The sequence below is a fragment of the Thalassospira profundimaris genome (assembly GCF_003326675.1).
Lineage (GTDB): Bacteria > Pseudomonadota > Alphaproteobacteria > Rhodospirillales > Thalassospiraceae > Thalassospira > Thalassospira aquimaris.
Genome location: NZ_JPWF01000008.1, coordinates 115,113 through 129,878, shown reverse-complemented (window position 1 = coordinate 129,878; position 14,766 = coordinate 115,113). Strand labels below are relative to the sequence as shown.

The following is a 14,766-nucleotide window of genomic DNA, read 5'->3' as shown; positions in this document are numbered from 1 at the left end:
CTTTGTTTCCATCGGATTACGGTTCACGATACCAATAAAACAGGGAGTCTTCTGATGAACCAGACTATTCGTAAATTGCTTGCAGGCTGCGCCTTATCCATTGGCCTGTTTTCAGTCTCTTTAACAGCAGCAAATGCTGAAAAAATGCCAGAGGACGTGATTAATCTTGTCCCCCAACAGATCCGGGACAGCGGTGTGATTCGCGTCGGTTCACAGCAGACTTTTCCGCCGGTGGAATTCCGGGAACCCGGTAAAACCGAGGTGGTTGGCGTCAGTGCCGATCTTCTTGCCGAAGTTGCTGACCGCCTCGGTCTTAAACTTGAATATATTCACGGCGAATACTCGTCCCTGATCCCGGGCGTAGAAGCTGGTCGTTTTGACATGGCTTCGGGCGGTATCAGCGATAATGAAACCCGTGAAGAAAAGCTCGATTTCGTAAACTACATGATGTCGGGTGGCTCTATCCTTGTCCGTGATGACGAAGATGGTGCGAAACTTGATCACATCGACAAGTTCTGTGGCCGTTCTGTTGCCACCCTTCTTGGGTCACGCATCATCATGGACGCCGTTGAAAAGGCATCTGCCATCTGTGAAACCAATGGTGGCAAACCAATCACGGCCGAACAGCTTCCGTCCGCACCGGATGCGCGCATGCAGCTTGATCTGAAGCGTGTCGACGGTTACCTGGGTGATTTCCCTGCACTGGTGTACATGATCGAAACCATGCCGGGTAAGTATCAGATTGCAGGTGGTAATTTTGTTCTGACGCCCTATGTCACCAGCTGGGGTTTTGGCAAGAATGCCAACGGCTTGCGTGATGCAGTTCAGAAAACCATGCAAACGATGCTTGAAGACGGCACTTACGCCATTCTGATGGGTAAATGGGGTCTTGGTGGCGGTGCGCTGCCGGAAATCACCATCAATAAACCGGCTTCCAAACGGTAATTAACAATGACCAATGCCTTGAACACCGAGGGTATGAGCCTTCAGATTGTTCATCGTCGGCGCTGGGGAGCTTGGCTCCTCGGCGCTGCCACCCTGATTGTGGTGTCGACGATGATCCTTGCCGCTGTCCGTGCCCAGATCATGGACCTAGAAGTTTTCTATCGTTATCTGTTTGACGGACAGATCATGCGCGGTGCCTTTAACGCCGTGGTTCTTGGAACTCTTGCACTGATCATCTCGGCGATTATCGGGCTTATGCTTGCGCTGATGCGTGTTTCAGGTAACCCGATCCTTGCATCTGTTTCCGCTGTCTATGTCTATTTCTTCCGCGGAACCCCGATGTTGATCCAGTTGCTGTTCTGGTTCAATGCATTTCCGATCATGTTCCCGGATCTTTATATCTCGATCCCGTTTACCGATGTCGTGCTGATCGATCAGCGCATGACAACCGTAATCACGCCGTTCATCGCGGCATTGGCCGGGCTTAGCCTTGCGGAAGGTGCCTATATGAGCGAGATCATTCGCGGCGGCATCATGGCCGTTGATGATGGTCAGCGTTCTGCTGCACGTGCCCTGGGTATGACGCACAATCAGGTTCTGCGAAAAATCGTCATTCCACAGGCAGGCCGGATCATTATCCCCGCGTCGGGCAACCAGTATATTATGCTGTTGAAATCAACTTCGCTTGCATCGGCGATCGGGTATCTCGAGTTGCTGCGGATTACGACAGATATCTACTCGGCGAACTTCCGTGTGGTTGAACTGCTGGCGGTTTCCGCATTCTGGTATCTGTTGATGACGGCCTTTGCGACGGCATTGCAGACGACGCTTGAAAAACTCTTCCCGCAACGGTGATCTTCATGACAAACACTTCTGAAAAGCCAACCTTGCCAGCTGTGATTGCCAATGCTGTAAGCAAGTACTTTGGCTCCTTGCAGGTTCTCAAGAATGTCAGCTTTACCGTGCAGCCCGGCGAAGTTGTTGCCTTGTTGGGCCCGTCGGGTGCTGGCAAGTCAACCATGCTTCGCTGCATCAACCATCTTGAAAAAATTGATGGGGGGCAGGTTTCTGTTCATGGAGAACTTATCGGGTATCAGCGTCAGGGTGACCGGCTGATGGAAATGTCCGACAAGCGCATCAGTGAACAGCGCACGACTGTTGGTATGGTGTTTCAAAGCTTTAACCTGTTTCGCCATATGACGGTGCTTGAAAACATCATCACCGCACCCATGATGGTGCATAAGCGCGAGAAGGCCGAGGCTATCGCGCAGGCGCATGCACTGCTCCAAAAGGTTGGATTGCCGGACAAGGCATCTTTTTATCCTTCCCAGCTTTCAGGCGGGCAGCAACAAAGGGTTGCAATTGCCCGTGCTTTGGCGATGGAACCTGAAGTGCTTCTGCTTGATGAACCTACAAGTGCACTTGATCCCGAGCTGTCGCATGAAGTGATCGGGACCATAAAAACACTTGCAGATGAAGGTCGTACCATGTTGATTACTACTCACGAGATGGCCATTGCGCGTGGTTTCTCTGATCGCGTGATCTTCATGGTTGATGGCGAGGTCGCCGAAGATGTTCCTGCAAAGCAATTCTTTGAATCGCCCCAGCACGAACGCAGCCGACAGTTCCTCGCGCAGATGGAAAACTGATACGCGGGCAGGGCGCTGTTTGCGGTGCCCTGCCTGATCACCTGATCAATCAGGTAACTGGAGAAAGACCATGGCGAAAAAGCCGGCAAGCAATCTGGCAGCAATGAGTGTTCATGACATGCTGCGTACCAAGATCATGACGCTCGAATTTCGCGCTGGAGAACGCCTGGTCGAAGACGATATCACTGCTATGCTCAATGTGGGCAGAACGCCGGTTCGTGAAGCACTTTTGCGCTTGCAGGGCGAGGGGCTTGTAACCCGCTCAAAGGGCTGGTTTGTCAAACCGATCGAGCCATCCCGGATACAGGAAGTGTTCGAAAACCGCTTTGCGATCGAGGGTGTTGCAACAGGTTTTGCAGCAGCCAAGATCTCAGAAGAAGTGCTGGCCGAACTTGATGCGATGATCTCTGAAATGGATGATGTCGAGAGCAAACCGCGCTCGGAAATCAACCGCATCAACCATCACTTCCATGAAAAGATTGTCGAAGCATCTGCCAATCCCTTCTTCAAGGAAATGTATGAGCGGACCCAGTTCCAGTACTGGAATCTTCGTCTACCGATCATTTTCACCAAAGAACAAACTGTTGCGTCCAATGACCAGCACCGCGAGATCTTTGAAGGTCTGAAGGCGCATGATGCCAAACGCGCTGAAGAAGCTGCGCGCAACCATATCCAGAACACTTACGAAATTGTCAGCGAAGCATTCGAAGGGTTCTGATCCTTTTCAGTCCCTACGTTTTGACTCCAGTGGGCAAGGTGTCGATGACTGATCCCGTTATCATGCGCGCGCATCATAGCCACATCTATCCGGGATTACGGATAGATATCTCAAGCGATGATCATAAGCGCCTTTTAAGCGCCGAAGCGGGAAATGATACTTCGGTCCGTGCGTTGGTCGTCATGGTTCAGTTTGTTGACGACGCAATTGCATTTGGCGAGGTCGAGACCGGACTTGATGACGAGTGTGATTTGACCTTGTTGCTTGGTGCATATGTCACGGGCAAGGGAACGGAAATTCCGGCGAAGAGATGGCTTATTGCCAACGAAAAAGCCGGTGCAAACGGTGTGGAACTCAAGGTCAGAAAACGGTTGCCGGTATAGGCGGATATGAAAAAGGGCCGGTGTAAACCGACCCTTTTCCGAACACGCAACCAGCTTTGTCGGGGCAAACCGACGGCAGATTAGCTGGTCGGGAATGCGTAATCCATCGCGCGGGCTTCCATGAAGCCGCCCTCGGAAATTTTCGACCAGGCAACAGACTGGGTGCGGAACTTGATCAGGCTGTCAAAGACTTCTTTGGCCAGCGGATCACGCGCCGCGACGTCAGACAGAACTTCACCGGTCAGCTTGCCAAGGCCTTTGATGGTGTCGTCAGAAAGACGTTTAAGTTGAACATTGTGCTTCTCGATCAGGGTTTTCAGCGCATCGTTGTTACGTGCGGTGAACTCCGACATCACCATGACGTTAACAGCTTTGTTTGCTGCTTCGACAATGGCTTTCAGGTCGGCCGGAAGCTCGTTCCAGGCATCAAGGTTGATGAAGTTATCAAGAACCGTTGCCGGCTCGTACCAGCCCGGATGGACATAGTATTTTGCCGATTTATACAGGCCGAATGCCAGGTCGTTATACGGGCCAACCCAGTCAACAGCGTCGATCGATCCGGTCTGAAGGGCTGGCGCAAGTTCACCGCCCGGAAGGTTCACAACGTTTGAGCCAGCAGCTTTCAGAACTTCGCCGCCCAGACCCGGAATGCGGATCTTAAGGCCGTTGAAATCTGCGATGCTGTTGATTTCCTTGTTGTACCAGCCGCCCATGGTTGCCGCAGTGTTACCAGATGCAAAGAACTTGCAGTTCAGTTCGGCATAGGCTTTATCAGCAAGTTCCTGTCCGCCGAAATAGTAGAACCATGCGTTCTGTTCCTGCGCGGTCAGGCCGAACGGCATGGACGCGATGAACTCGGTCGCCGGAACTTTGCCCTTCCAGTAATAAGGTGCGCCGTGTCCCATTTCGACAGCACCGGTGCCAACAGCTTCGATGGATTCAAATGCCGGAACGATTTCACCAGCACCGAAAACTTTGACCGTCAGGCGGCCTTCAGATGCTTCGGTGATGTATTTTGCCAGCAATTCAGCGCCGGTACCAAGGCCCGGATAGTTTTTCGGCCAGGTGGTTACCATACGCCATTCGCGCTTGTCCTGTGCAATTGCCGGTTTGGCAAAAGTAGAAGCAGCAGCGGCGGTCGCGCCGACAACAGCTGCGCCGCTTAGAAATTGACGTCTTTTCATTGAATGCAGTCTCCCTGTTCAGGTAATAGCCCCTACGCCACGGTGCTTTATGTCAAAACACAGTGCCGCTTGACGTTAAGCAGATCACTTGAATGCTGCAAACGCGAAATAAAGACGAAAAAACTATTTTTAAAGCAGTGAATTAGACAATGTGAAATGTAAATTACAGAGTTTTGTACGGTGTCGATATTTTCAAAATGAGAAATAAGCATAAATGCGATATGCATATCGAAATGGTTAATTATGCATAATAAAATTGGACATTTGGCGTAGAGTAAAATACGCGCAACAGTAAAACAGGTCGCATAATTATTTTGCGCTAATGTTGTGTGAAATGAAGTCGCAGTCGTGCGCTTTCGCGACACGGGTGCCCCCGAAGGGGTTATTCCAGGTCCGTCGACCGGTCATTGGCCGCCTTTGTGGCGCGGCGTACCAGTGTTTCGAGATTGTTCTCTTCGCCAAACAGTTTCAACGCTGCGGCGGTCACGCCGCGCGGTGTCGTGACTTCGTCGCGCAATCGCGCCGGTGAACGATCCGCGTGAAGGGAAGCCGAGGCGCTATGAAGTGTATCTATGGCAAGATCCAAGGCCAGATCGTCTGGCAAACCAAGTGAAATACCGGCTTTGGCAAGAGCCTCGGTAAAGGCAAAGAAATATGCCGGACCACAGCCCGAGATGGCTGTTACCGCGTGCAGGTGACTTTCTTCCTTGACCCAGTAAACGGATCCGATTGTCTGAAGAAGGCGGGTGGCAATGGCGCGACCAGCTTCGGTGACATAGGGACCAGCATAGCAGCCGGTTGCGGAATGACCCGATTTAGCACCGATATTGGGCATGGCCCGTACCACGCTATAGGCGTGATTGTGGCGCAATGTTTCGACATTGATCCCGGGCATAACAGAAATAACAAGCGATTGCCGTGTTGTGACGAGCTTCATCAGATGGGCAAGTTTACCAAAAAGCTCGGGCGCAATGGCAATTACGATTACATCATAAGCGCCGTTCAACTGGGCTGCTTCGAGTGTCGGGTAGATTGCTGTAATTTCGGATGTTGTTTGAATGTCGGTATTATTGAAATACGGGTCACAAACCGAAATTTCGATTTTCCCAGCCATGCCGGTTTCCGTCAGGCGCGAAATCATCGCCTTGCCAATATCGCCGGCCCCCAGGAACAGCAAACGAGTCATATGCTTATAACCTTCTACGCAGGTGTTTATTTTGGCATGTTGCTACGTTTTGTTTCTCTATTTATCAATAGTTCAAAACTCTGTGTCAAATGAAGGTCACAGACAAGATGTTTATTTAAGGAATATAGCAGTTGATTTGGTTGGGTTAATTTTCCTTAGAGAATCATGATATTTTACATATGTCACTATCTATAAGTATTATATTAAGTGTCATGTATCAGCATAAAATGCGGAAAATAACGTCAAGTTCAGTCGATATTTCTATCTTTTTGGTCGATCTGTGTGCATGAGAATTTCGACAAAAGGAAGATATTGGACGTTTATGACGATGGTGCGGGACGTATATCGCGGATAACTCGTCAAACGCTCGGTGAGGTCGCAGGGTAATATTCTACGACTTTATGCAATTAGACCGGATCGGCTTGTGCGTTTAAGCGCAACGACCGCTGAAAACTTTAGATGTGCGGATGTCTGTATTAGGACTAGGACGTGCGCGGCAAGGGGGCTTTGGGCGCAGCGGTCGAACGCGACACCCAAAAGAGGAGTTACCTGTCATGCAGGCAAACAAAAAGGGCTGGCAAAAGCCAGCCCTTCGTCGTTTTCCGAGAAATCGGAAAACTTAGTATTTGAACGGCAATACACGTGCCTGAGCAAATGCAGATTCCGAGAATTTCGACCATGCGATCGACTGCGTACGGAATGCCACAAGGCTTTCAAAGACTTCTTTCGACAGCGGGTTCGACGCAACCAGGTCACGCAGAACTTCGCCAGACAGTTTGCCAAGGCCAGTCAGAATGTCGTCGGAGAACGGACGAACATCGACATTGTGCTTGTTGCGCAGGGTATCAAGCGCCTGAACGTTACGTGCGGTGAATTCCGACAGAACCATCTGGTTTACTGCGCGGTTTGCCTGTTCAACGATTGCCTTCAGGTCATCCGGGAGTGCGTTCCATGCATCCAGGTTGATGAAGTTATCAAGAACGGTCGCCGGCTCGTGCCAGCCCGGATAGTAGTAATACTTGGCCGATTTATAGAGACCAAATGCCAGATCGTTGTACGGACCAACCCATTCGGTCGCGTCAATCGCGCCCGACTGAAGTGCCGGCGGAATTTCGCCGCCCGGAAGGTTCACAACGTTCGCGCCAGCTGCTTTGACAACTTCGCCACCAAGGCCCGGAATACGCATTTTCAGACCCTGATAGTCTGCAATGGTGTTCATTTCCTTGTTGAACCAGCCACCCATCTGGGTGCCGGTATTGCCCGACGGGAAGAACTTACAGTTCAGTTCGGCATAAACTTTGTCAGCAAGTTCCTGACCGCCGCCCCACTGGAACCATGCGTTCTGTTCCTGCGCGTTCAGACCAAACGGCATTGCTGCGATGTATTGGGTCGCGTCAACTTTACCTTTCCAGTAGTAAGGGGCGCCGTGACCCATTTCGACGGTGCCGCTGCCAACAGCGTCAATTGCTTCGAATGCCGGAACAATTTCACCAGCACCGAAAACGGTGACTTTCAGGCGACCGTCGGATGCCTTGGTGATGTATTCAGCAAGAAGGTTTGCGCCGGTGCCAAGGCCCGGGAAGTTTTTCGGCCAGGTGGTGACCATACGCCATTCGCGAACGTCCTGCGCAAGTGCCGGTTTGGCGAAGGTGGATGCAGCAGCGGTTGCACCTGCTACAGCAGCGCCAGAAAGAAATTGGCGACGTTTCATTAGTTACAGCCTCCCAAAGATGCAAGCTCATGATTTATATGTCAAAGCCGGTTAATCGGCTTTGACCAGCAGCTTATATGCGTCTTTACTGACAGGCAACTGAGGATCGAATTGTGATCTTGGACTTTAGTCTAATGTGAAGAAGTGGGCTATGCGGAATGGGGGCGGTCAATCAATGTTATGACCGCTGTTTTTCATCGAGACCCACTGACCGTTGCGGAAACCTTCAAGTGGTTGAAAGCGCATCTTGTACGACATTTTACGACAGTCACCGATCCAGTAGCCCAGATAGATGTGTGGTAAATCAAGAAGTTGCGCTTCTTCTATCAGGTCAAGGATGATGAATGTACCAAGACCACGTTTGTGCTCTGCCGGATCAAAGAAGCTGTAAACAGCAGACAGGCCGTCGGCAAGATTATCGACCAATGCAACGGCAATCAGGCTGCCATCCGGGCGGCGATATTCGTGGATCGATGTATCAATCGTGCTGTCTTCGATCATGGCGCGATAGTCGCGTGCATCCATGCGCGCCATGTCACCATTCCCATGACGGGCGTCCTGATAGGTGCTGAACAGCTGGTATTGTTCCTGGGTTGCTGTTGCGGGCAATACAGTACGGGTCAAATCGGCATTGCGGTTCTGGATGCGGCGGAAGGATCGACTGCTTTCAAAATTAGCACATCGCACGCGAACGGGGATACAGGCGTTGCAGTCGCTGCATGCTGGCAAATAGGCAATTGAATGGCTGCGACGGAAACCTGAACGTGACAAAAGGTCATGGATATTGTTCGCTTCCGGCCCGCGAAGTTCCGTGACTAGCTTGCGTTCAAACCGGCCGGGCAGGTAGGGGCACGGCATCGGGGCAGTCATGAAATAGTGCTGCGTCAGGCGGCGCTGGTTAACTGTCATTTGGTGTTCTCAATCCCGATCCTGTCAGATCATCTATCTTATGAGATTAAGCGTTGTTTATGACAGTTTAAAGGTCATGAAACCAAAAGGGCACTGAAATTTCTACAGCAAGCCGGGTATAGATTACGGTTGGGATGGTACGCCGAATGTTGGACGGCGTGGTGTTGCACCGGCCGGTGGTGTTTCCGCCTGTGGCTGTGCCGGAATAGCGCCACCCGTTGGTTGCGGTGCCGTTGTGCTGCCTTCCTGGGTAAGCTCCGGGCGTTCGCCGGTTCCGCGCAGCAGGGTAATGCTGATGCGGCGGTTGGTTTCGTTTTTAGGGTCTTCAGGAACCAGCGGGTCTGTATCAGAAAGGCCTGCAACCTTCGCAAAGCGTGCCGTTTCCAGTCCCAGATCTTCAAGCGTGCGGCGGGTTGCCAAGGCGCGGTCTGCCGAAAGTTCCCAGTTGGAATAGCCATCTGCACGATTAAATGGCACTGCATCGGTGTGACCTTCGATCGATACATCCTGTGGCATCTTTTCAATCACAGCCGCGACCTTATCAAGCAGCAACCTTGTGTGGTCTGCCATCACTGCGCTGCCGCTTGGGAACATCGAAGTACCATCTTCATCAAGGATCTGGATACGAAGGCCTTCCGGGGTTTCCTCGATACGGATGTTCTTTTCGAGGCCCTGAAGTTCCGGGCTTTCTTCGATCGCCTTAAGGAGTTCCTCCTTGGCTTCGTTGAATTCCTTTTCTTCCATCTGGGCAACCCGGATGGCTTCGCGCTCTTCCGGGGTTTGTTGCGGCGGAATATCCATGCTGACAGTTGGCATGCCGAATTCGGATCGTTGCGATCCTTCTTCTGCCAGGCTGGTGCCGCCCAGAACTCCGCCGGACCCGGAATCATTCTGTGAAATGGTTTCCGGGGTGAAATACATCGAAACCCCTTGCAGCTGTTCTTCGGTGGCGCTTGAAAGCAGCCAAAGCAACAGGAAGAACGCCATCATCGCCGTGACAAAGTCAGCATAGGCAACTTTCCATGAGCCGCCATGATGGCCGCCATGTCCGCCTTTTTTGACTTTCTTGATTACGATATCAGGCATTTTTGCTGCAAATTCCGTGGTTTACTTTTTATATCCGTAAGACTGTCAGGCTCAGGCCGACGGGGCATCCTGAAGGGCGTCTTCAAGTTCCTTGAAGCTCGGTCGAACGGTTGACGGCAATGTTTTACGGGCAAATTCCACCGAAACCTGGGGGGCGTAACCCTGCATATGGCCAATCAGTGCCGCCTTCATGCAGCTGAAATACTTGCCGTCCTGATCAAGGGTCTTTTTGATGATTTCCGAGGTCGGGCCAACAAAGCCATAAGATGCAAGAATACCAAGGAATGTACCAACAAGGGCCGCTGCAATCAGACCACCAAGGATTTCCGGCGGTTCGGTCACAGATCCCATGGTGACGATAACGCCAAGAACAGCTGCAACAATGCCTAGGCCGGGCAGGGCATCGCCCACGGTCTGGATTGCAGCCGGGACCATATGGTCCTCTTCATGATGGGCTTCCAGTTCCTGATCAATCACGGCTTCGAGTTCGTAGGCATTCGTGGTGCCCAGCGTCAGAAGGCGCAGGTAATCGCACAGGAATTCAACTGCGTGATGGTCTTTCATCAATTCGGGGAAATTGCTGAACAGGCTGGAGCCTTCCGGATTCTCGACATGGCTTTCAAGGGCGAGGTCACCTTTTGATTTTGCCAGGCGGAAAACAGCGTAAAGGCACACCAGCAATTCGACATAGGCAGCTTTCTTTTTCGGGCCTTTAAGAGCGCGGAGCGTATAGGCAATTGCCTTTTTCAGGATGCTCATCGGGTTTGCGATCAGGAATGTACCGAACGCTGCGCCAAAAATAATAAGAACTTCAAGGGGTTGTACCAGGACGCCGAAATCGCCGTGCGGCAAGTAACCGCCGAGAACAGCGCCAATCACAACGACGTACCCAATGATCAAAAACATTCTTATTTTTCCCCGCTACGCCATGACAGTCATCCAGATTGGCCCACTACATGTTCATGTAATCACAAAACAATGACGTGCAGGGACAAGGTCTGTCTGGCATCTATATGACACTATTAGGTTTTAATCTTATTAATATCCCGTTTAAATCGGATGCGAGTTAGGTTTGACAGAACGCAGTTTAATCGCCATTTTCCCCAAGCCTTTTTACGGGGCTGTGCTTTAATAGGTTTAGTCAGCAAGAGCATTCTTCAATATGTCATTCTCTCCGCGTGATTTTCGCGACTGTCTTGGTCAATTCGCAACCGGTGTTGCAGTTGTGACGACCCGTACCGGGGACGGTTCCAAAGCGGGCATCACGATCAACAGTTTCGCGTCTGTTTCGCTTGATCCGGCACTTGTTCTTTTTTCCGTTGATCAGCGCGCCGCAACCCATGCCTTGTTTGCCGGGCCGTGCACACGCTTTTGCATCAACATCCTGCATCAAAATCAGCAGGCGGTTTCCGAGCTGTTTTCCGCACCAGGACAAGATGGCTGGGATAATGTGTCATTTGAAGATGACGGCCATGGCATGCCGCGCCTGACTGGTGCGCTGGCATCCTTTTCTTGCAAACGCCATGCTGTTCATGATGGCGGCGATCACAGCATCATTGTCGGGCAGGTCGATCATCTGGTGATGGGGCAGACGGGGGACCCGTTGCTTTATTACGGTGGGCGTTATCGCGGACTTGATCGCGAATAACTATTAATGAAAGCGGGCCGCAGATTTATTCTGCGGCCCGCTTCTTTATGCCTGTTTTCTGACAAGCTAAGACCGTGCGTCAGTCAAGCGACGTGTTGCCCAGAAGGCGTCCGCCAAACCCGGCTTTGATCAGGCGTTCGATGACCTGCTGGGCATGGCCGGTATCGCGAACTTCAAGAACCATATCAACATCGGTCTGTTTTGCCGGAACGTCATAGAAATGACGCTGGTGATAGACTTCGATAATATTGGCTTCTTCTTCGCCGATCAGGGAGCTGATGGTCGCAAGTGCGCCCGGTACATCGGGGATTTCGATGCGTACACGCACCAGACGACCCTGGCGGGCCATGCCACGCATCAGGACCTGCGCCAGAAGGCGGGTGTCAATGTTACCACCACTGACGATCAGGCAGACTTTCTTGCCCTTGAATTTTTCCGGATGATCGAGAAGGGCGGCAAGCGGGGCGGCACCAGCGCCTTCGACAACGCTTTTCTCGATCTCGATCAGCATCTGGATGGATCGTTCGATCGAGCTTTCATCAACCAGAACCACGTCATCGAGCTTTTCCTTGCAGATTTCAAGCGTAAGGCCGCCGGGCTGCTTGACTGCAATGCCTTCGGCAATGGTAACGCCGCCGCCGGTATATTCCTCGCCGCGGATGCCTTCATACATGCAAGGATAAAGCTTGGTTTCGACGCCAACAATTTCGATATCCGGACGGCGCGATTTGACCGCCGTTGCGATGCCTGATGCCAGTCCACCGCCGCCAATCGGAACAACGATGGTGTCGATATCAACATTTTCGTTCAGGATTTCGAGGCCGACTGTTCCCTGACCGGCAATGATATGCGGATCATCAAACGGATGAACAAAGGTTAGGCCGCGTTCCTGCTGGATGCGTCCGGCGGCCTCAAGGCTTTCGGCGAAGACATTCCCGGTAAGGACAACTTCCGCCCCGTGGGAACGGGTATGGTGAACCTTTGTAAACGGGGTGTTTTTCGGCATCACAATGGTGGCCGGAATGCCAAGGCGTTTGGCGTTATAGGCAACACCTTGTGCATGATTGCCTGCTGACACGGCGATAACGCCATTTGCGCGTTCTTCGGGTGTCAGGCTTGCCAGTTTGACATATGCACCGCGCTCCTTGAACGAGGCGGTATATTGCTGGTTTTCAAGTTTAAGATAAACTTCGGCCTGGCAAATGCTTGAAAGTGTAAGGGATTTTACCAGCGGCGTCTTTGCGACGATGCCTTCAAGCAAGCCGGATGCGCGTACAATATCGTGATAGGAAACAGTCATAATTTCCATGCTCCTGCGGCCACCATCCATCTGGTATGGCGGCAATAATATCATGTAATGGGTGAAAAACGGTAGTTAACCGGACCTGTCATCCGCAGATGACAGGGATCACATTCGCAGGCTGGAAATCCCAATAATCATGGCCATCGCACCGGCACGAAGCGTCGGACGGGAATGCGATGAAAGGATGTCAGTATATGCAGACATAGCCATGTTCTTTCTGGGTTGGTGATGTGTTTCGAAAGGCAGCTTTGCGGATTAACCGGGCAAGGTCAAGACCCGCAAAAGAAAAACCGGGTTGCAGTATCTGCAACCCGGTCGAGTAAAACGCCTGGCATGGGGTATCCGGCGTTATTCCATATTAAGAATGACGGTTTTCTTGTAGGTGAAATGCTCAAGCATGCTTTCAAGCGATGCTTCCTTGCCAAGGCCCGAAAGCTTGATCCCGCCATAGGAAAGGTTCGGCTGAACAACAAGGTTCTGGTTGACCTGGACAAAGCCTGCTTCCAGGCGCTTGGTTGCAACCAGTGCGGTTTTCAGATCCGTGGTCCATACAGTTGCAGCAAGGCCGAAGTCACTGTCATTGGCAAGTTCAAGCGCCTCTTCGAATGTCTTGAATTTGAAGACGCAGGCGACCGGGCCAAAGATTTCTTCACGTGCGACACGGGCATTCGGATCAACATTGGTGAAGATCACCGGACGAACGAAAAGACCGTCAGAAAGTTCGGCATCGGTTGGAAGGGCACTGAGTTCGTGCTTGGTTGCGCCTTCTTTTTCACCGATCTCGATATAGCCGCATACCTTATCAAACTGCTTGCGGTTAATGATCGTGCCGATGTCGGTTTCCTCATCAAGCGGGTTACCCATCTTAAGGGTATTAACCTTGTCGACCAGACGCTTAACGAACTCATCATGAAGTTTTTCATGAACAAGCATACGTGATGATGCCGTGCAACTCTGACCCTGGCGGGTAAAGCGCATGCCACCGATTGCACCGGCAACCGCCTTGTCGAGATCGGCATCATCCATGACGATCATCGGGGACTTGCCACCAAGTTCCAGCGTCACCGGAATAAGTTTTTCGGCGGCGGCTTTGTATACGGTACGACCGGTTTCGACCGACCCGGTAAAGGAGACCTTTTTGACGTCCTTGTGTTCAACCAGCGGACCACCGCAAGACGGACCAAAGCCCGAAAGGATGTTCAAAACGCCAGCCGGAAGGATTTCCTGCATGATTTGGCATACACGCAGCACGGTAAGCGGCGTGTCTTCGGCCGATTTGACGACTACCGAGTTTCCGGCGACCAGTGCCGGGGCAACCTTGATCGCCATCAAAAGAAGCGGCACGTTCCATGGAATGATCGCGCCCACTACACCAACGGCTTCGCGGGTGGTCAGGGTCATCATATTCGGATTAAATGGAACGGTTTCGCCTTTGAGTTCAGAGGCAAGGCCGCCGAAGAAGACGAACATGTCGGCAAGAACGGATGCCTCGACCCGGCTTTCGGTGCGAAGAGCTTTGCCGGATTCCAGAGCAACCAGGCGACCAAGTTCTTCGGTATGTGCCATCAAAATACGGCCGCACTCGGCAACAAGCTTGCCGCGTTCACGGGCAGGGCGTTCTGCCCAGTCCTTTTGTGCTGCCTTTGCGACCGCAACCGCGATTCCCACATCATCGGCGTCACCGTCAGCTGCCTGACCAATAACCTTGCCGGAGGCAGGGTTGATGACATCAAAGGTCTTGCCATTTTTCGGGGCGACAAGCTTGCCGTTGATCAGATGATGGCCGGAAAGTTCGGTTGCCAGCGACATCGGATCAAGGTTCGGTTCGAAAGGCATTTCAGGCTCCCTGTGGGTTGGCGTGCGGTTGCGCATTTTTGCGTCGGGCACACTATATAGGTTATTTGGTATTGGTTTACCAAATTATCGACAGCAGTCATCAATATCAAGATCAATTCGTCTTTACCTACATGACAGCATCCCAAAGGGCTGCTAACCTTGAACTGCTAAAAAGACCAGCCCGGCGGCGGTACGTGTCTGGGCGTCT

The 14,766-nt window shown here is 51.9% G+C and carries 14 protein-coding genes; 6 read left to right on the top strand and 8 right to left on the bottom strand.

Annotated elements, in window-relative coordinates:
• Nucleotides 1-54: 54 nt before the first annotated feature.
• The 5 genes from TH19_RS13355 to TH19_RS13335 all read left to right on the top strand — a co-directional run bounded on the left by TH19_RS13355 (nt 55) and on the right by TH19_RS13335 (nt 3,695).
• Nucleotides 55-945: an ABC transporter substrate-binding protein gene (locus tag TH19_RS13355; RefSeq protein ID WP_114102854.1), complete on the top strand. Its 891-nt coding sequence runs from the start codon at nt 55-57 to the stop codon at nt 943-945.
• A 6-nt stretch (nt 946-951) separates the two neighbouring features.
• Nucleotides 952-1,800 carry an amino acid ABC transporter permease gene (locus TH19_RS13350; protein ID WP_114102853.1) on the top strand — a complete coding sequence of 283 codons (849 nt, stop codon included), beginning with the start codon at nt 952-954 and terminating at the stop codon, nt 1,798-1,800.
• Between the two features lie 5 nt (nt 1,801-1,805).
• Entirely contained in the window at nt 1,806-2,594 is a 789-nt protein-coding gene (locus TH19_RS13345) for an amino acid ABC transporter ATP-binding protein (protein WP_114102944.1), read from the top strand.
• Between the two features lie 70 nt (nt 2,595-2,664).
• Nucleotides 2,665-3,312 (top strand): GntR family transcriptional regulator, encoded by a 648-nt coding sequence (locus TH19_RS13340; protein ID WP_114102852.1) that lies wholly within the window; start codon nt 2,665-2,667, stop codon nt 3,310-3,312.
• 44 nt (nt 3,313-3,356) lie between these two features.
• Nucleotides 3,357-3,695, top strand: a complete 339-nt coding sequence (locus TH19_RS13335; protein WP_147250765.1) for a hypothetical protein — start codon at nt 3,357-3,359, stop codon at nt 3,693-3,695.
• A gap of 80 nt (nt 3,696-3,775) precedes the next feature.
• Here the strand turns inward: TH19_RS13335 and TH19_RS13330 are convergent, their stop codons facing one another.
• The 6 genes from TH19_RS13330 to motA all read right to left on the bottom strand — a co-directional run bounded on the left by TH19_RS13330 (nt 3,776) and on the right by motA (nt 10,677).
• Complete coding sequence (locus TH19_RS13330) at nt 3,776-4,879, bottom strand: TRAP transporter substrate-binding protein (protein WP_114102850.1); 1,104 nt, start codon at nt 4,877-4,879, stop codon at nt 3,776-3,778.
• 382 nt (nt 4,880-5,261) lie between these two features.
• Nucleotides 5,262-6,065: a pyrroline-5-carboxylate reductase gene (gene proC, locus TH19_RS13325; RefSeq protein WP_114102849.1), complete on the bottom strand. Its 804-nt coding sequence runs from the start codon at nt 6,063-6,065 to the stop codon at nt 5,262-5,264.
• 619 nt (nt 6,066-6,684) lie between these two features.
• Nucleotides 6,685-7,776: a TRAP transporter substrate-binding protein gene (locus TH19_RS13320; protein WP_114102848.1), complete on the bottom strand. Its 1,092-nt coding sequence runs from the start codon at nt 7,774-7,776 to the stop codon at nt 6,685-6,687.
• Between the two features lie 168 nt (nt 7,777-7,944).
• On the bottom strand, nt 7,945-8,685 hold the full coding sequence (locus TH19_RS13315) for an arginyltransferase (protein WP_114102847.1): 741 nt from the start codon (nt 8,683-8,685) through the stop codon (nt 7,945-7,947).
• A 123-nt stretch (nt 8,686-8,808) separates the two neighbouring features.
• Complete coding sequence (locus TH19_RS13310; RefSeq protein WP_114102846.1) at nt 8,809-9,771, bottom strand: flagellar motor protein MotB; 963 nt, start codon at nt 9,769-9,771, stop codon at nt 8,809-8,811.
• 51 nt (nt 9,772-9,822) lie between these two features.
• Nucleotides 9,823-10,677, bottom strand: a complete 855-nt coding sequence (gene motA, locus TH19_RS13305) for a flagellar motor stator protein MotA (RefSeq protein WP_114102845.1) — start codon at nt 10,675-10,677, stop codon at nt 9,823-9,825.
• Between the two features lie 256 nt (nt 10,678-10,933).
• On the opposite strand from motA, the gene TH19_RS13300 reads away from it, so the two are divergent.
• Nucleotides 10,934-11,419, top strand: coding sequence for a flavin reductase family protein (locus TH19_RS13300; protein ID WP_114102844.1), 486 nt, complete (start codon nt 10,934-10,936; stop codon nt 11,417-11,419).
• Nucleotides 11,420-11,498: 79 nt separating this feature from the next.
• Here TH19_RS13300 and TH19_RS13295 read toward each other — a convergent pair whose 3' ends face one another.
• Together TH19_RS13295 and TH19_RS13290 are read right to left on the bottom strand one after the other, a co-directional pair.
• Complete coding sequence (locus TH19_RS13295; protein WP_114102943.1) at nt 11,499-12,719, bottom strand: threonine ammonia-lyase; 1,221 nt, start codon at nt 12,717-12,719, stop codon at nt 11,499-11,501.
• A 351-nt stretch (nt 12,720-13,070) separates the two neighbouring features.
• Nucleotides 13,071-14,558, bottom strand: a complete 1,488-nt coding sequence (locus TH19_RS13290) for an aldehyde dehydrogenase family protein (protein ID WP_114102843.1) — start codon at nt 14,556-14,558, stop codon at nt 13,071-13,073.
• Between the last annotated feature and the right edge of the window lie 208 nt (nt 14,559-14,766).